The organism is Burkholderia sp. ZZQ-2 (assembly GCF_050768715.1).
Lineage (GTDB): Bacteria > Pseudomonadota > Gammaproteobacteria > Burkholderiales > Burkholderiaceae > Burkholderia > Burkholderia cepacia.
On record NZ_LDVA01000185.1, the window covers coordinates 1 to 17,393 of the forward strand.

The 17,393-nt window shown below is 68.0% G+C and carries 13 protein-coding genes; 7 read left to right on the plus strand and 6 right to left on the minus strand.

Going from position 1 to position 17,393, the window contains the following annotated elements:
• The coding region (locus ABY44_RS12400; protein WP_431641253.1) for a pseudouridine synthase at positions 1 to 1,607 on the plus strand (1,607 nt) is incomplete at its 5' end.
• Positions 1,608 to 1,697: 90 nt separating this feature from the next.
• On the opposite strand, the gene def is transcribed toward ABY44_RS12400, so the two are convergent.
• The 5 genes from def to ABY44_RS12425 all read right to left on the minus strand — a co-directional run bounded on the left by def (position 1,698) and on the right by ABY44_RS12425 (position 10,423).
• Positions 1,698 to 2,231 (minus strand): peptide deformylase, encoded by a 534-nt coding sequence (gene def / locus ABY44_RS12405; RefSeq protein WP_059532269.1) that lies wholly within the window; start codon positions 2,229 to 2,231, stop codon positions 1,698 to 1,700.
• Positions 2,228 to 4,303 carry an NAD-dependent DNA ligase LigA gene (gene ligA / locus ABY44_RS12410; RefSeq protein WP_060170435.1) on the minus strand — a complete coding sequence of 692 codons (2,076 nt, stop codon included), beginning with the start codon at positions 4,301 to 4,303 and terminating at the stop codon, positions 2,228 to 2,230. Before ligA ends, def begins: the two co-directional genes overlap by 4 nt.
• Before the next feature lie 166 nt (positions 4,304 to 4,469).
• Positions 4,470 to 5,744: a cell division protein ZipA C-terminal FtsZ-binding domain-containing protein gene (locus ABY44_RS12415; RefSeq protein WP_027787084.1), complete on the minus strand. Its 1,275-nt coding sequence runs from the start codon at positions 5,742 to 5,744 to the stop codon at positions 4,470 to 4,472.
• 85 nt (positions 5,745 to 5,829) lie between these two features.
• On the minus strand, positions 5,830 to 9,342 hold the full coding sequence (gene smc, locus ABY44_RS12420) for a chromosome segregation protein SMC (RefSeq protein ID WP_059651618.1): 3,513 nt from the start codon (positions 9,340 to 9,342) through the stop codon (positions 5,830 to 5,832).
• Between the two features lie 139 nt (positions 9,343 to 9,481).
• Complete coding sequence (locus ABY44_RS12425) at positions 9,482 to 10,423, minus strand: DMT family transporter (protein WP_027787082.1); 942 nt, start codon at positions 10,421 to 10,423, stop codon at positions 9,482 to 9,484.
• A 159-nt stretch (positions 10,424 to 10,582) separates the two neighbouring features.
• Between ABY44_RS12425 and dapC the strand changes: the two genes are divergently transcribed.
• The 6 genes from dapC to cls all read left to right on the plus strand — a co-directional run bounded on the left by dapC (position 10,583) and on the right by cls (position 16,753).
• Complete coding sequence (gene dapC, locus ABY44_RS12430) at positions 10,583 to 11,815, plus strand: succinyldiaminopimelate transaminase (RefSeq protein WP_060170438.1); 1,233 nt, start codon at positions 10,583 to 10,585, stop codon at positions 11,813 to 11,815.
• 44 nt (positions 11,816 to 11,859) lie between these two features.
• Positions 11,860 to 12,687 (plus strand): 2,3,4,5-tetrahydropyridine-2,6-dicarboxylate N-succinyltransferase, encoded by an 828-nt coding sequence (gene dapD / locus ABY44_RS12435; protein WP_014896723.1) that lies wholly within the window; start codon positions 11,860 to 11,862, stop codon positions 12,685 to 12,687.
• Positions 12,687 to 13,055, plus strand: coding sequence for an ArsC family reductase (locus ABY44_RS12440; RefSeq protein ID WP_006478478.1), 369 nt, complete (start codon positions 12,687 to 12,689; stop codon positions 13,053 to 13,055). The genes dapD and ABY44_RS12440 overlap by 1 nt, the downstream gene beginning before the upstream one ends.
• A gap of 90 nt (positions 13,056 to 13,145) precedes the next feature.
• A complete protein-coding gene (dapE, locus tag ABY44_RS12445; protein WP_060084331.1) occupies positions 13,146 to 14,285 on the plus strand; it encodes a succinyl-diaminopimelate desuccinylase in 1,140 nt (379 codons plus the stop codon).
• An 11-nt stretch (positions 14,286 to 14,296) separates the two neighbouring features.
• Complete coding sequence (gene prmB, locus ABY44_RS12450; protein ID WP_027787079.1) at positions 14,297 to 15,205, plus strand: 50S ribosomal protein L3 N(5)-glutamine methyltransferase; 909 nt, start codon at positions 14,297 to 14,299, stop codon at positions 15,203 to 15,205.
• 108 nt (positions 15,206 to 15,313) lie between these two features.
• A complete protein-coding gene (gene cls / locus ABY44_RS12455) occupies positions 15,314 to 16,753 on the plus strand; it encodes a cardiolipin synthase (protein WP_059694711.1) in 1,440 nt (479 codons plus the stop codon).
• Positions 16,754 to 16,816: 63 nt separating this feature from the next.
• On the opposite strand, the gene ABY44_RS12460 is transcribed toward cls, so the two are convergent.
• The gene (locus ABY44_RS12460) at positions 16,817 to 17,296 is read right to left on the minus strand and encodes a glutathione peroxidase (protein WP_027787077.1); all 480 of its coding nucleotides are present in this window, start codon (positions 17,294 to 17,296) and stop codon (positions 16,817 to 16,819) included.
• Between the last annotated feature and the right edge of the window lie 97 nt (positions 17,297 to 17,393).

Consider the following 17,393-nt stretch of genomic DNA (forward strand, 5'->3'; position numbering starts at 1 on the left):
AACGCGGCACGCGCGCGCCGTATCGTGACAACGCGGCCGGCGAAGGGGCGAAGCGCAGCTTCGGCGATCGCCGTACGTCGTCCGATCGTCCGCCGCGCCGTGATGACGACGCACGTCCGCGTCGCGCCGGTGGCGACGACGACAAACGCTCGTCCTATCGCGACAAGGCAGCCGGTGAAGGTGCAAAGCGCAACTTCGGCGACCGTCGCACGTCGTCCGATCGCCCGCCCCGCCGCGATGACGATGCACGTCCGCGTCGCGCGGGTGGTGAAGGCGGCGCACGCGCGCCGTACCGTGACAATGCATCCGGCGAAGGCGCGAAGCGCAGCTTCGGCGACCGTCGCACGTCGTCCGATCGCCCGCCGCGCCGTGATGACGACGCACGTCCGCGTCGCGCCGGTGGTGAAGGCGGCCCGCGTACCCCCTATCGCGACAAGGCAGCTGGTGAAGGTGCGAAGCGCAGCTTCGGCGATCGCCGCACGTCGTCCGATCGTCCGCCACGCCGCGATGACGATGCCCGTCCGCGCCGTGCAGGTGGCGACGACGACAAACGCTCGTCCTATCGCGACAAGGCAGCCGGTGAAGGGGCAAAGCGCAGCTTTGGCGATCGCCGCCCGTCGTCCGATCGTCCGCCGCGCCGCGATGACGATGCCCGTCCGCGCCGCGCAGGCGCCGACGACGGCAAGCGCCCGTCCTATCGCGACAAGACGGCCGGCGAAGGCACGAAGCGCAGTTTCGGCGACCACCCGGCCCGCCCCGCGCGCGACGGCGAACGCCGCTCGTTCGGTGCGGTCAAGACCGCGCAGCCGGTCAAGCGCGCGGCGGCCGACGTCGACTACGGCGACGAAACGGGCCTGATGCGCCTGTCGAAGCGGATGTCCGAGCTCGGCATGTGCTCGCGCCGCGAAGCCGACGAATGGATCGAAAAGGGTTGGGTGCTCGTCGACGGCGAACGCATCGACACGCTCGGCACCAAGGTCCGCGCCGACCAGAAGATCGAGATCGACGAGCGCGCGAGCGCCGCGCAGGCCGCGCAAGTGACGATCCTGCTGCACAAGCCCGTCGGTTATGTGTCGGGCCAGGCGGAAGACGGCTACGAGCCGGCAGCCGTGCTGATCACGCGCGCGAACCGCTGGAGCGGCGACCATTCGCCGGTACGCTTCTCGCCGCAGCACCTGCACGCGCTCGCACCGGCCGGCCGCCTGGACATCGATTCGACCGGCCTGCTCGTGCTGACGCAGAACGGCGTGATCGCGAAGCAGCTGATCGGCGAGCAGTCGGATATCGACAAGGAATACCTGGTGCGCGTGCGCTTCGGCGAACGGCTGATCGACATCGACCAGCACTTCCCGGCGGAATCGCTCGCGAAGCTGCGCCACGGCCTCGAGCTCGACGGCGTCGCGCTGAAGCCCGCGATGGTGAGCTGGCAGAACGGCGAGCAGTTGCGCTTCGTGCTGCGCGAAGGCAAGAAGCGCCAGATCCGTCGCATGTGCGAACTGGTGGGTCTCGACGTGATCGGCCTGAAGCGCGTCCGGATGGGCCGCGTGATGCTCGGCGCACTGCCGCAGGGGCAATGGCGCTATCTGTCGGCCGACGAGACGTTCTGACCGCCGGCGCGCCACACGTGCGCCATGCAATGAAAAGGCCCGCGCAAGCGGGCTTTTTCTTGTCTGCGAGAAACCGGGAAAGCCGAGGGATCAGTCGTCGGAAGCCGGATCGAGCCCCGGGAACAGCACTTCCGTGAAGCCGAAGCGCGTGAAATCGGTGATCCGCATCGGATACAGCTTGCCGATCAGATGGTCGTATTCGTGCTGGACGACGCGTGCGTGAAAACCGTCGGCGACACGATCGATCTTCTCGCCGAACTGGTCGAAGCCGCTGTAGCGCACCTTCGCATAGCGGCTGACGACGCCGCGCATGCCCGGCACCGACAGGCAGCCTTCCCAGCCCTCCTCCATGTCCGGCGGCATGTATTCGACCTTCGGGTTGATCAGCACGGTCTCGGGCACCGGCGGCGCTTCCGGGTAGCGGTTGTTGTTGCCGAAGCCGAAGATGATGATCTGCAGCCCGACGCCGATCTGCGGCGCGGCCAGGCCGGCGCCGTTCGCATGGTGCATAGTCTCGAACATGTCCGCGACGATCTCGTGCAGCTCGGGTGTATCGAACCGCTCGACCGGCTTGGCGACTTCGAGCAGGCGCGGATCGCCCATCTTCAGGATCTCGCGAATCATGGCGTATTGCCCTCCAGGAGTTGGTGCAGGCCGTCTTCGTCCAGCACGGGGATGCCGAGTTCCTCGGCCTTCGCGAGCTTGCTGCCGGCTTCGGCGCCCGCGACCACGTAATCCGTCTTCTTCGATACCGAACCGGCCACTTTCGCGCCCGCCGCTTCGAGCATTTCCTTCGCGGCATCGCGCGTGAGCGTCGGCAGCGTGCCCGTCAGCACGACGGTCTTGCCGGCCAGCACGCCCTGCGGCGCCTTCGGCGCGGGCGGCCCTTCCGGCCACGTCACCTTGCCCGGTGCGCGCAACTGCTCGATCACGGTCCGGTTGTGCTCTTCCGCGAAGAACTGATGAATCGACTCGGCGACGATCGGCCCGACGTCGTTGACTTCGAGCAGCTCTTCGATCGACGCGTCCATGATCGGCGTGAGCGAACCGAAATGCTTCGCGAGATCCTTCGCGGTCGATTCGCCCACGTGGCGGATACCGAGCCCGTAGATGAAGCGCGCGAGCGTCGTGTGCTTCGCCTTCTCGAGCGAGTCGAGCAGGTTCTGTGCGGACTTCTCGGCAAACCGGTCGAGCTCGGCGAGCGTCGCAAAGCCGAGATTGAACAGGTCGGCCGGCGTGCGCACGAGATTCAGTTCGACGAGCTGGTCGATGATCTTCTCGCCGAGACCGTCGATGTCGAGCGCGCGGCGCTGCGCGAAGTGCCACAGCGCCTGCTTGCGCTGCGCCGGGCAGAACAGGCCGCCCGTGCAGCGCGCGATCGCCTCGTCCGGCAGGCGCTCGATCTTCGAGCCGCACACCGGGCATTCGGTCGGCATCACGAATTCGGCCGCATCGGCCGGGCGCCGGTCGAGCAGCGCACCGACCACCTCGGGGATCACGTCGCCGGCGCGGCGCACGATCACGGTATCGCCAATCCGGATGTCCTTGCGGCGCACCTCGTCCTCGTTGTGCAGCGTCGCGTTGGTCACCGTCGCCCCGCCGACAAACACCGGCTCGAGGCGCGCGACCGGTGTGATCGCGCCGGTGCGCCCGACCTGCACGTCGATCGCGACGAGCTTCGTCAGCGCTTCCTGCGCGGGGAACTTGTGAGCAAGCGCGAAGCGCGGCGCACGCGACACGAAACCGAGGCGCTCCTGCTCGTCACGCCGGTTGACCTTGTAGACGACACCGTCGATGTCGTAGGGCAGCGACTCACGCTTCTCGCCGACCTTGCGGAAGAAGTCGAGCAAGCCCTCGGCGCCCTGCACGACCGCGCGCTCGCGGTTCACGGGCAGGCCGAGCGACTCGTACCAGTCGAGCAGCGCGCTGTGCGTATCGGGCATCGGCATCCCGTCGAGCACGCCGATCCCGTACGCGAAGAACGACAGCGGGCGCTGCGCGGTGATCTTCGAGTCGAGCTGGCGCAGGCTGCCGGCCGCGGCGTTGCGCGGGTTCGCGAATTCGCGCTGCTCGGCCGCGCGCTGGCGTTCGTTCAGGCGTGCGAAATCGCGCTTGAACATCAGTACCTCGCCGCGCACGTCGAGTACGGCCGGCACGTTCTTGCCCTTCAGCTTCAGCGGAATCGAGCGGATCGTGCGCACGTTCTCGGTCACGTCCTCGCCGGTCGTGCCGTCGCCGCGCGTCGACGCCTGCACGAATATGCCTTGCTCGTAACGCAGCGAGATCGCGAGACCGTCGAACTTCAGTTCGCACGCGTAGTCGACCGGCTCCGTCACCGAACCGGCGAGATCGGTCGCCTTGTCGAGCGTATCGGCGACGCGCTTGTCGAACGCGACGATGTCCTCGTCGGCAAAGCCGTTGTTCAGCGACAGCATCGGCGCGTCGTGGACGACCGGCGTGAAGCCGCCGGCCGCCTCGCCGCCCACGCGCTGCGTCGGCGAATCGGGCGTCACGAGTTCGGGATGATCGGTTTCGAGCTGCTGCAACTCGCGAAACAGTCGGTCGTACTCGGCGTCGGGCAGATCCGGCTGATCGAGCACGTAGTAGGCGTAGTTCGCCCGCTCGAGTTGGTCGCGCAGCCACGCGGCGCGCGCGTCGGGCTGGCTGGCTGGCGGTTCGGCTTGGGTTCGGGCCATGCTGGCGGCAGATTCGTTCTGAGAAAATCGGATGCCCGATTATCTCAGTTTGCCGCCGTGGCGGGGCGCGCAAAACGCGCCCGATGCGCGTGCTGCAGCGCAAACAGCGAGGTGTGCGCCGCAGCGACGAACGGCGGCGCCGAAGCCCGCCGCCCGTGCATTCGCGTTACTGGCTGAAGAGGCGGCGCGTGACCGGCGAACCGGCCGGAATGCCGGCTTCCTCGAGCTTCGCGTACAGCTTCATCAGTTGCTGGTCGATCGCGACGAGCGTCGATTCCGGCAGCGGCCGGCGCGAATCGTCGACGACCCGCGCACCGATCCGTTCGGACAGCGACTTCGCGTAGTCGCACATCAGCCGGAACGGCAGGATGTCCTCTTCGGCGACCGGCACGTCGAGCACCAGCGTGATCATGTTGCCGCCCTTGTACGTGAGGTCGTCACGCAGGAAGTTCGTGTCGCCGAACTGCAGCATGAACACCGGGTTCTGCTTCGCGTCGAGCTTCACGAAACGCGTGCCGTCGCGCGACAGCAGCAGCCCGTCCTGCGACGCGACCGCCTGCACGTAGTTCGCCGACCACGGCGCGCCGTCCGACATCACGTTAATCGACAGCTGGGCGTCGCATTGCGCGGCAAACGCGTCGAGCTCGCGCGCCATCGCGACCGTTTCCATCATGTCCGGGAATTCCGGCGCGCCGTCGATCGCGTCGGCGAACTGCTGGACACCCGTCACGAATTCGGAGAACTCGAGCTCGTTCAGCGCGCCGCTGCGGTTCGCGAGCTGCGCGGCCGCGCGCAGTTCCTCGTAGCGCACGCCGTTCTGCAGCAGCTCCCACTGGCCGCCTTCGGGCTTGCCTTCGATATGCACGGGCTTGCTGCCCGCGCGGCGCAGCCGCTGCGCGGCCGGCAGGATCTTGTCGCCCGGCAGCAAACCGGTGAGGCGGATCGGCACGATGCAATCGATCCGGCGGTCGACGATCGCCGGCGGTGCCGACGAGATCGTCGTCGCGGCCGGCAGCACGGGTTCGACCGGCTCGGCCGCTTCAGCGTGCGTGTCGTGCGCGGTGGCCGGCACGGTGTCTTCGCCGGCGACCGCGTCGACCGGCTCGGCCGGCGACTCGACGCCGGTCGCCTCGGCCTGCAGATCGGCCGGCATGTCGGCAGGCGCCGCACCGCCGAAGGTCGGCTCGACGCGCGCGACTTCCGCCGACGCGGCAGCCGCAGCAGCCGGCGCCGCAGGCTCGCGCCGCACCGGCTGACGCACCGGCTCGATGAACGGCAACTCTTCGTCGCGCTCGGGGCGGTTCATCGCCTCGGCCGCTTCCTCCGGCATCGGGCGCGGCATCCTGCGCCGCACCTTCGCGCCCTGCCATGCGTTGTAGACCACGACGCCGCCCACCACGACGGCGCCCGCGCCGATCAAACCGAGTGTCAACTCGTCCATGCACGCTCCATCAGCAATTCTTGTTCGTCGGAACCGCGAACGGGCGCCCATGCGCCGCGCGAACGCGGTCCGGTTTCGTCAAACGTCAATTCTGGGCAAAACCCGCGGCGGTTTCCATGTCCACCGCAACGATCCGCGACACGCCCTGCTCCTGCATCGTCACGCCGATCAGCTGCTGCGCCATCTCCATCGCGATCTTGTTGTGCGAGATGAACAGGAACTGCGTCTTGTCGGACATCGCGCGCACGAGATTCGCGAAACGCTCGGTGTTCGCGTCGTCGAGCGGCGCGTCGACCTCGTCGAGCAGACAGAACGGCGCCGGATTGAGCTGGAACATCGCGAACACGAGCGCGGTCGCGGTCAGCGCCTTCTCGCCGCCCGACAGCAGGTGAATCGTCGCGTTCTTCTTGCCCGGCGGCTGCGCCATCACCTGCACGCCGGCATCGAGGATCTCGTCGCCCGTCATGATCAGCTTCGCCTGGCCGCCGCCGAACAGGCGCGGGAACAGGTCGCTGAAGTGACGGTTGACCTCGTCGAAGGTGCCTTGCAGCAGCGTGCGGGTTTCCTGGTCGATCTTGTGGATCGCGTCCTCGAGCGTCGTGATCGCGTCGATCAGGTCGGCCGACTGCGCATCGAGGAACACCTTGCGCTCGCTCGCGGCCTTCAGCTCGTCGAGCGCGGCCATGTTCACCGGGCCGAGCGCATTGATCGCGTTGTTCAGGCGCGTGACCTCGCCTTGCAGGTACGACGGCTTCAGATCCGGCGTGAGCTTCTCGCGCAGCGCTTCCTCGTCGACCTCGGCCGCCGTCAGTTGCTCGGCGAACTGCTCGACCGCCAGGCGCGCGGCCTGCTCCTTCAACTGCAATTCGGTGATGCGATCGCGCAGCGGCTGCAGCGAGCGCTCGGCGACGAGCCGCTGCTCGTCCGACGCGCGCAGCTTCGCGGTCAGGTCGTCGAGTTCGATCCGCGCGGCCTGCAGCGCCTCTTCCTTCACCGCACGAACTTCGAGCGCGTCCTGCAGGCCCGTGTGCGCGGTCTGCTCGTTGATCGTCTCGAGTTCGGCGCGTGCGTCTTCCAGCGATCCGGCAACACGTTCGCTCTGCTCGTGCGCGACCTGGATGCTGCGCTTGAGTTCGTCGATCCGCGTCACCGCGTTGCGTGCGGCGAAGCGTGCGTCGTTCGCGCCGCGCTCCAGGTCACGCGCCTCCTGACGCGCCTGCGTCAGCGATTCGTCGAGTGCTTCGAATGCGAGCTGGTTGTCCTCGAAGCGCGCCTGCAGCTCCGCGAGTTCGCCGTCGAAACGCTCGAAATTCGCTTCCGATTCCGCGCGCATCGCGCGCTGCTCTTCGATCTGCGCGCCGATTTCCTCGAGTTCCTCGCGGATCTGCGTGCTGCGCTGCGTGTAACGTTCGTGCGCCTGCGCGAGCTTCAGCACGTCCATCTGCAGCGCGTGCACGCGTTGCGTCGCACGCTCGGCCTGGGCGCGCACGTCGCCGAGCGCCTGCGTGGCCTGCGTGTGCGCGGCTTCCGCGCGCACGGCCGCCGTGCGCGCCTCGTCGGCGAGCAGCGCCTGCGCACGCACCTGGCGCGTCAGGTTTTCGATTTCCTGCTGGCGGGCCAGCATCCCGGCCTGCTCCGAATCGGCGGCGTAGAGCTGCACGCCGACGCGCGTGACGACATGGCCGGCCTTGACGACGAACGCGCCGCCTGCCGGCAGCTGCGTGCGCGTCGCGAGCGCCTGTGCGACGTCGTCGGCGACATACACGTTGCCGAGCCAGTCGTTCAGCACCGCACGGATGCCCGCATCGTCGATGCGCACGAGCGACAGCACCGGACGCAGGCCCGCCACGGCCGCGGGCGGTTCGCCGGCCGCGGGCGGCGCATAGAACGCGAGCTTTGCCGGCGGCGCATCGGTCGCGAATGCCTTCACCCAGTCGAGATTCGACACTTCGAGCGCGGCGAGGCGCTCGCGCAGCACGGCCTCGAGCGCCGCTTCCCAGCCGGCCTCGACGTGCAGCTTCTTCCACAGGCGCGGCAGCGCGCCGAGCTCGTGCTTGTCGAGCCACGGCTGCACCTTGCCTTCGGTCTGCACGTTTTCCTGCAGTTGCTTCAACGCGGCGAGACGCGCCTCGAGCTGGTGGATCTGCGCGGCCTCGGCCTGCACGCGCTCCTGCGCGGCACGGCGTTCGCCATCGAGGCGTGGCACCGTTTCCTGCGCGTCGGCGAGGCGCGCCTGCGCTTCGGCAAGGATCTCTTCCTGCTCGGCCAGCTGCATGCGCAGCTCTTCGAGCTGGGCTTCGTCCGGCGCGTCGAGCCCGCCCGCTTCGCTCTTCAGGCGCTCATGGCGCTGCTGAAGCTGCTGAAGCTGCTGGTCGGCGTTGCGCTGGTGCGCGGCCTCGAGTTTCAGCGACTGTTCGGTCTGCGCGATCCGCGCGCGCTCGTCGTTGAGCTGCGCCTGCGCATCGCGCCATTTCGCTTCGAGCGCCGGCAGCGCGTCGTGCTTCGCGGCGGCGTTGTCTTCGGCGAGCGCGGCCTTCTCGTCGGCCATCGCACGCGCTTCCTCGGCTTCCTCGAGCTCGTCCTGCGCCTTCTCGGCCTGCGCGCGCCATTGCTCGCGCTGCGCGTTCAGCGCGGCGATCTGCGCCTGCACGCGATTGCGCGATTCGACGATGAACTTGATCTCGGCTTCGAGGCGGCTCACCTCGGCATTCGCCTCGTAGAGCGAACCCTGCGCGCCCTGCATCGCGTCGCTCGCCGAGTAATGCGCGACACGCAGCGTCTCGAGCTGCGCCTCGACCTCGCGCAGCTTCGCCGTCTGCGCCTCGAGGTCGATCTGCGCCTGTTCGATCGCGCGCTGCTGCTTCTGCTGCTCGCCGGCGGCCTCGTTCTTGCGCAGCAGCCACAGCAGGCGCTGCTTCTCCTCGCCGTCGGCGACGAGTTCCTTGTACCTGGTCGCGACGACGGCCTGCGCCTCGAGCTTCTCGAGGTTCGCACCGAGTTCGCGGACGATGTCCTCGACGCGCGTCAGGTTCTCGCGCGTGTCGTGCAGGCGGTTCTCGGTTTCGCGGCGGCGCTCCTTGTACTTCGAGACGCCCGCGGCTTCCTCGAGGAACACGCGCAGCTCTTCCGGCTTCGCCTCGATGATCCGCGCGATCATGCCCTGCCCGATGATCGCGTACGCACGCGGCCCGAGGCCCGTGCCGAGGAAGATGTCCTGGATGTCGCGGCGACGCGCCGGCAGGTTGTTGATGTAATAACTCGACGTGCCGTCGCGCGTGAGCACGCGCTTCACGGCGATCTCGCCGTACTGGCCCCACTGGCCGGCCGCGCGGCCGTCGGAGTTGTCGAAGATCAGTTCGACGCTGGCCCGGCTGCCGGGCTTGCGGGCGGTCGAGCCGTTGAAGATCACGTCCTGCATCGACTCGCCGCGCAGCTCGGAAGCGCGCGACTCGCCGAGCACCCAGCGCACGGCGTCGATGATGTTGGACTTGCCGCACCCGTTCGGGCCCACCACGCCGACAAGCTGGCCCGGAACCTGGAAATGCGTGGGATCGACAAAGGATTTGAAGCCAGCGAGTTTGATCGAGCTCAGACGCACGGCGGTATCGGATGTGAAGAAGGTGTGAAACGGACGGAGCCGCACTGCGCGAGGCCGGACGGCCCATGCGCGCGACGCGCCCCGGAATTCAAAAGCGGGGCCGCGCGCATCCAGCGTTGGGCCCCGCAAACGGCTTCCATCATACCATCGCGCGTGCACCGTCCCGACCGTCGCCGGGTTTGTCCGGTGCCGGCGCGGCACGATGGACCCGGCTCGACAGCAGCGTGGCCAGCACGATGCACGCGCCGCCCGCCCACTCGCGCGCGGTCGGCAGCTCGTTCGCGAACACCCACGCCGACAGCGCGGTGATCACGATCTCGAACAGCATGATGATCGACGCACGGTTCGCCGGCACACGCGCGAGCCCGTACTGCACGAGCAGGTTGTTCGACGCCATCGTCACGCCGATCGCGACGATGATCAGCGCGGCGACACCGAGCTGGCCGCCCGCCGGCGCAGCCGGCAGCCCCTCGAACAGCGACGCGATCGCGCCGAACACGGCCGCGCCGCCGAACAGCGTCGCAGTGCGCATCTCCGCGCGCATTTCCGGCAGCTCGCGGCTCGCCTTGATCACGAGCACGTTGCTCATCGCGAAACTCAGCCCGGCAGCGAGGCCGGCCCATTCGGCCGGGCTGGCCGGCAGCGGCAGGCCGAGCGCCGGCGACCACAGCATCAGCATCGCGCCGCCGATCGACAGCGCCGCGAGCCCCGCGCCGGCCCAGGTCAGCCGCTCGCGCAGCAGGAAGTGCGCGTAGATCGCGGTCCACGCGGGGGTCAGGTAGAACAGCAGCATCACGCGCAGCACTTCGCCGTGGATCGTGCCCCACACGAATCCGAGGTTCGTCACGCCGGCCGTCACCGCGATGCCGGCCAGCACCCAGTGCCAGCGCAGCGTCGCGATCGTGCGGTGCCGCGCGACGATCACGAACAGGAACGCGACGAGGCTCGTCAGCGCGCTCGCGAGCGTGCCCGTCACGCCGAGCGACGCAAGGATCCGCAGCGGATACCATATCAGGCCCCATACCGATGCGCCGATCAGGATGGCCAGCGTCGGCAGGCTGCCGCGTACCGCGTTATTCATTTGGTTCGATACCCTTTATTCGACCGGCCCGGCCGCCGTTCCGGCAGGCCGTGACCGCGTTCCGTCACGCTATAATCGTCCGTTGCGACCCGTGCGCCCGCGGCGCCCGTTCGCAGCCGCGCGGCGCGCCCGCCGCTTCTTTCGCTCCAACCGGCCGCGATGGCCGCTTCGCCCGTGAACCCTCGACTCGACTCGCTCCAGCCCTATCCCTTCGAAAAGCTGCGCGCCCTGTTCAAGGACGTGACGCCCTCCGGCGCCCTCAAACCGATCAGCTTCGGCATCGGCGAGCCCAAACATGCGACCCCGGCGCTGATCCGCGACGCCGTGGTGGCCGCGCTCGACGGTCTCGCGTCGTACCCGGCCACCGCCGGCTCGGACGCGCTGCGTACGTCGATCGCGCACTGGCTCGAGCGCCGCTACGGGCTGCCGACCATCGATCCGGCCACGCAGGTGCTGCCCGTGTCGGGCTCGCGCGAGGCGCTGTTCTCGCTCGCCCAGACGGTGATCGACGCACGCCCGTCCGAAACGGGCGAGAAGGCGATCGTACTCTGTCCGAATCCTTTCTATCAAATTTACGAAGGCGCGGCGCTGCTGGCCGGTGCCGAACCCTATTTCGCGAACAGCGACCCGGCTCGCAACTTCGCTTGCGACTACGCGTCGGTGCCCGACGCGGTCTGGGCGCGCACGCAGCTGCTGTACGTCTGCTCGCCGGGCAACCCGACGGGCGCCGTGCTGACGCTCGACGACTGGCGCGAGCTGTTCGCGCTGTCCGACCGCCACGGTTTCGTGATCGCGTCCGACGAGTGCTATTCGGAGATCTATTTCGACGAAGCGGCACCGCCGCTCGGCGGCCTCGAGGCCGCGCACCGCCTCGGCCGCGGCTTCGAGCGGCTCGTGATGCTGTCGAGCCTGTCGAAACGCTCGAACGTGCCGGGCATGCGCTCGGGTTTCGTCGCCGGCGACGCGGCGCTGCTGAAGAAATTCCTGCTGTACCGCACATACCACGGCGCGGCGCTGTCGCCGGTCTGGCAGCACGCGAGCATCGCCGCGTGGAACGACGAGGCGCACGTGCGCGAGAACCGCGCGCTGTACCTGCAGAAGTTCAACACGGTCACGCCGATGCTCGCCGACGTGATCGACGTGAAGCTGCCCGACGCGGCGTTCTACCTGTGGGCCAACGTGTCGCGCACCGGCCTGTCGGACACCGAGTTCGCCCGTCGCCTGTACGCCGACTATAATGTGACGGTTCTGCCCGGCTCGTACCTGGCGCGCGATGCGCACGGCACGAATCCGGGCCGCGATTTCATCCGGATCGCGCTCGTCGCGGGCACCCCCGAATGCGTCGAGGGCGCGCAACGCATCGTCGATTTCTGCCGGTCTCTCGCGCGGTAATCGTCCATCCGATCAATTCCATCCAATCTCCTGCGAAAACGAACATGTCGCAACAACTTCAGCAAATCATCGATACCGCCTGGGACAACCGCGCCGAGCTGTCGCCGAAGGCCGCGCCGGCCGACGTCCGCGAAGCCGTCGCGCACGCGATCGAGCAGCTCGACAAAGGCGCGCTGCGCGTTGCCGAGAAGATCGACGGCAACTGGACCGTGCATCAGTGGCTGAAGAAGGCCGTGCTGCTGTCGTTCCGCCTGGAGGACAACGCGCCGATGCCCGCCGGCGGCTACTCGCAGTTCTACGACAAGGTGCCGTCGAAGTTCGCGAACTACACGGCCGAAGATTTCGCCGCAGGCGGCTTCCGCGTCGTCCCGCCGGCCATCGCGCGCCGCGGCTCGTTCATCGCGAAGAACGTCGTGCTGATGCCGTCGTACACCAACATCGGCGCGTACGTCGACGAAGGCACGATGGTCGACACGTGGGCAACGGTCGGTTCGTGCGCGCAGATCGGCAAGAACGTGCACCTGTCGGGCGGCGTCGGCATCGGCGGCGTGCTCGAGCCGCTGCAGGCGAACCCGGTCATCATCGAAGACAACTGCTTCATCGGCGCCCGCTCGGAAGTCGTCGAAGGCGTGATCGTCGAGGAAAACTCGGTGATCTCGATGGGCGTGTACCTCGGCCAGAGCACGAAGATCTACGATCGCGAGACGGGCGAAGTCAGCTACGGCCGCATCCCGGCCGGTTCGGTCGTCGTCGCCGGCAACCTGCCGTCGAAGGACGGCTCGCACAGCCTGTATTGCGCGGTGATCGTCAAGAAGGTCGACGCGAAGACGCGCGCGAAGGTCGGCCTGAACGAGCTGCTGCGAGGCGACTGATGGCGAAGCCGCACACCGTGGTCGTCTACGGCATTCCGAACTGCGACACCGTGAAGAAGGCCCGCGTGTGGCTCGACGATCACGGCGTCGAATTCGAGTTCCACGACTTCAAGAAGCTCGGCGTCAGCGCGCCGCTGATCGAAGACTGGCTGAAGGACGTGTCGCTCGACGCACTCGTCAACAAGCGCGGCACCACGTGGCGCGGCCTCGACGACGCAATGAAGGCGGCCGCCGAAACGAAGACCGGCGCGGTCGCGCTGATGATCCACAAGCCGTCGGTCATCAAGCGTCCCGTGCTGGTGGTCAACGGCCGCGTGAAATCGCTCGGCTTCGTGGCCGATCAATACGCGGCGCTGTTTGCCGCATAGGGCTGCCCGCGCTGCGCCTGTCGGCGCAGCCCGACGTCTTGTCGCTGCCGGCCACCGCGCCGGCATTTTTTATCGAAAGTGGTCCGAACCATGTCCGCCACCCTAGCCCTTACCGAACAGCTGATCGCCCGCGCGTCCGTCACGCCCGACGACCAGCATTGCCAGCAGATCCTGACCGAGCGCCTCGCCGCGCTCGGCTTCGAATGCGAGACCATCGCGTCGCACGGCGTGACCAACCTGTGGGCCGTCAAGCGCGGCGCCGACGGCCGCGACGGCAAGCTGCTCGCCTTCGCGGGCCACACCGACGTCGTACCGACCGGCCCGCTCGAGCAATGGAGCTCGCCACCGTTCATCCCCGCCCATCGGGACGGCAAGCTGTACGGCCGCGGCGCGGCCGACATGAAGACGTCGCTCGCGGCGTTCGTCGTCGCATCCGAGGAATTCGTCGCGGCACACCCCGGCCACCGCGGCGCGATCGCGTTCCTGATCACGAGCGACGAGGAAGGCCCCGCCACCGATGGCACCGTGAAGGTCGTCGAGCTGCTCGAAGCGCGCGGCGAACGCATGGACTACTGCATCGTCGGCGAACCGACGTCGACCAACGAACTCGGCGACGTCGTCAAGAACGGCCGCCGCGGCTCGATGTCGGGCGAACTGGTCGTCAAGGGCGTACAGGGCCACATCGCCTATCCGCACCTCGCGAAGAACCCGATCCACCTGCTCGCGCCGGCGCTCGCCGAGCTCGCCGCCGAGCAGTGGGACGAAGGCAACGAATACTTCCCGCCGACCACCTGGCAGGTATCGAACCTGCACGCCGGCACCGGCGCGACCAACGTGATCCCCGGCCACGCCGACCTGCTGTTCAACTTCCGCTTCTCGACCGCGAGCACGGTCGAGGGCCTGCAGGCGCGCGTGCACGCGATCCTCGACAAGCACGGCCTCGAATACACGCTGAAGTGGTCGGTGAGCGGCCTGCCGTTCCTCACGCCGCGCGGCGAGCTGTCGGGCGCGCTGGAAAACGCGATCCGCACCGAGACCGGCATCACGACCGAGCTGTCGACCACGGGCGGCACGTCGGACGGCCGTTTCATCGCGCGCATCTGCCCGCAGGTGATCGAGTTCGGCCCGCCGAACGGCAGCATCCACAAGATCGACGAGCACATCGAAGTGCGCTTCATCGATCCGCTGAAGAACGTGTACCGCCGCGTGCTCGAACAACTGATCGCCTGATGGAGCCTCGCATGACGACACCTTTTGCCACTGTTCGCGACCTGCTGCGCTACGCGGTCACGCGCTTCTCGAAGGCGAAGCTCGCGTTCGGCCACGGCTCCGACAATGCGTACGACGAAGCGGCCTACCTCGTGCTGCGCACGCTCGAACTGCCGCTCGACACGCTCGAGCCGTTCCTCGACGCACGGCTCCTGCCCGACGAAATCGCGGCCGTGCTCGCGGTGATCGAACGGCGCGCGACCGACCGCGTGCCGGCCGCGTACCTCACGCATGAAGCCTGGATGCATGGCCACCGCTTCTACGTCGACGAACGCGTGATCGTGCCGCGCTCGTTCATCGGCGAACTGCTCGACGACGGGCTGCAGCCGTACGTCGCCGATCCCGAACAGGTCGGCGCCGTGCTCGAGCTGTGCACGGGCTCGGGCTGCCTCGCGATCCTCGCGGCGAGCGCGTTCCCGAATGCCGAGATCGACGCGGTCGACCTGTCCGACAAGGCCCTCGAAGTCGCCGAGATCAACGTGCGCGACTACGGCCTCGAAGACCGCGTCGCACTGCACCGCGGCGACCTCTACGCGCCGCTGCCCGCGTTCCGCACCGACCCGGGCACGCGTTACGACGTGATCCTGACGAACCCGCCGTACGTGAATGCCTCGTCGATGGCCGCACTGCCGCCCGAGTACCGTCACGAGCCGGAGATGGCGCTCGCGGGCGGCGATGACGGGATGGACATCGTGCGACGCATCGTCGCCGAAGCCCATCGCTGGCTGCACGACGACGGCGTGCTCGTCGTCGAGATCGGCAACGAGCGCGAGAACGTCGAAGCCGCGTTCGGCGGCCTCGAACTCACGTGGCTGCCCACCAGCGCGGGCGACGACGCCGTCTTCCTGATCCAGGCGTCCGACCTGCCGCGCAAGGCCTGAGCCTTTCCGGCCCGCCCGCCGTGCGGCGCACCATTGCGCCGCACGGTTGGGTAAGATGCGCGTAGGCGGCCGCCCGGCCGCGCGACCTCAGGAGTCCGTCACGCGCCCATGACCCTCGACTGGCTACATCTCGGCACCCTGATCCTGACCATCCATGTGCTCGGGATCGTCGCGGCGTGCCACGCGATCATGAATACGCGCACGTCGCAAGGCGCGATCGCATGGGCCGTCTCGCTTGCGGCCATGCCGTACCTGACGCTCGTTCCGTACCTGTTCCTCGGTCGCAGCAAGTTCTCCGGCTACGTCGACGCCCGGCGCCACGAGCTGGAAATGTTGCGCATGCACACACCCCGCTCGCCCTGGCTCAGCACCGACGCGACCGACGGGCCGGCCGCCGACGCGATCGGCCAGGCCGCGGTGCTCGCGCTTACGCGACTCGGCGGCATGCCGTTCCTCGGCGGCAATTCGGTGCGCACGCTCGTGAACGGCGATGCGACGTTCTCGGCGATCCTGGCCGCAATCGACGCCGCGCGCGATTACGTGGTGGTGCAGTTCTTCATCGTGCGCGACGATGCGCTCGGCCGGATGCTGCGCGACTCGCTGCTCGCGCGTGCGGCAGCCGGCGTGCGCTGCTGCCTCCTGTACGACAGCATCGGCAGCTTCGACTTGCCGCACAGCTACGTCGACACATTGCGCCGGGGCGGCGTCGAGGTTCATCCTTTCGCGACCAACCGGAAGTTCGTCAACCGTTTCCAGCTCAACTTCCGCAACCACCGCAAGATCGTCGTCGTCGACGGCAATCGCGCGTTCGTCGGCGGCCACAACGTCGGCGTCGAATATCTCGGTGCGAAGCCGCGCCTGTCGCCGTGGCGCGACACGCACATCGAGATACGCGGACCCGTGGTCGCGAGCATCCAGTACGTGTTCGCCGAAGACTGGCACTGGGCGACGCAGAAGCTGCCGCCGCTCGCGATGCCGCCGCCCGCGCAGCCGGGCGACAACATGCATTGCCTCGCCGTGCCGATGGGGCCGGCCGACAAGCAGGAGACGGGCTCGCTGTTCTTCGTCGAGGCGATCAACGCCGCGCGCGAACGGGTCTGGATCACCACGCCGTACCTCGTTCCCGACGAAGCCGTGATCTCCGCGCTGAAGCTCGCCGTCATGCGCGGCGTCGACGTGCGCATCCTGATTCCGAGCCGGCGCGATCACTACGTGGTATTCGAGGCGTCGAAGCTGTACGCGCGCGATCTGATCGATGCAGGCGTGAAGGTATTCCGCTACCGGCCCGGCTTCCTGCACCAGAAGGTCGTGCTGATCGACCGCATCGCGGCGGCGATCGGCAGCGCGAATCTCGACAACCGCTCGTTCCGCCTCAATTTCGAGATCATGGTGCTGACCGTCGACCGCGCATTCGCCGACGAGGTCGAGACGATGCTCGTTGCCGACTTCGCACAGGCGTACGAGGTCGATGCGAACGAATACCGCCGCTCGCCTGCCTGGCGACGCATCGCGATGCACGTCGCGCGACTGTTCGCACCGATCCTCTGACGGCCGGGACCGCGACGGCGGGCGGGCGACCCGCATCGGCGCCGCGAACGCCGCCGGCAGCCGTCACAGCAGCTTGTCGATATCCGCGGCGATTTCGTCCGGCTTGGTGGACGGCGCATAGCGCTTGACGATGCGCCCTTCGCGATCGATCAGGAATTTCGTGAAGTTCCACTTGATCGCCTTGAGGCCGAGAATGCCGGGCGCCTCATCGGTCAGGTAGCGGTACAGCGGATGCGCATGGTCGCCCTTCACGTCGATCTTCGCGAACATCGGGAACGTGACGCCGTAATTGCGCTCGCAGAACGCGCCGATCTGCGCGGCGTCGCCGGGCTCCTGCTTGCCGAACTGGTTGCACGGAAAGCCGAGCACATAGAAGCCGCGCGCCGCGTACTGGTCGTACAGCTTCTGCAGGCCCGCGTACTGCGGCGTGAAACCACACTCGCTCGCGGTGTTGACGATCAGCAGCACCTTGCCGCGATACGCGTCGAGCGAGGCCGGCGCGCCGGCAAGCGTCTCTGCGCTGAACGAATACAGGGTGGACATCGGGCACTCCTTTTACGAAACCGGATCGACGTGGAGTCTAGGCGAAATTGCTCCATTGCGGCATCCGCCGAACGGCCAATGCCCGGCGCAGGCGGCG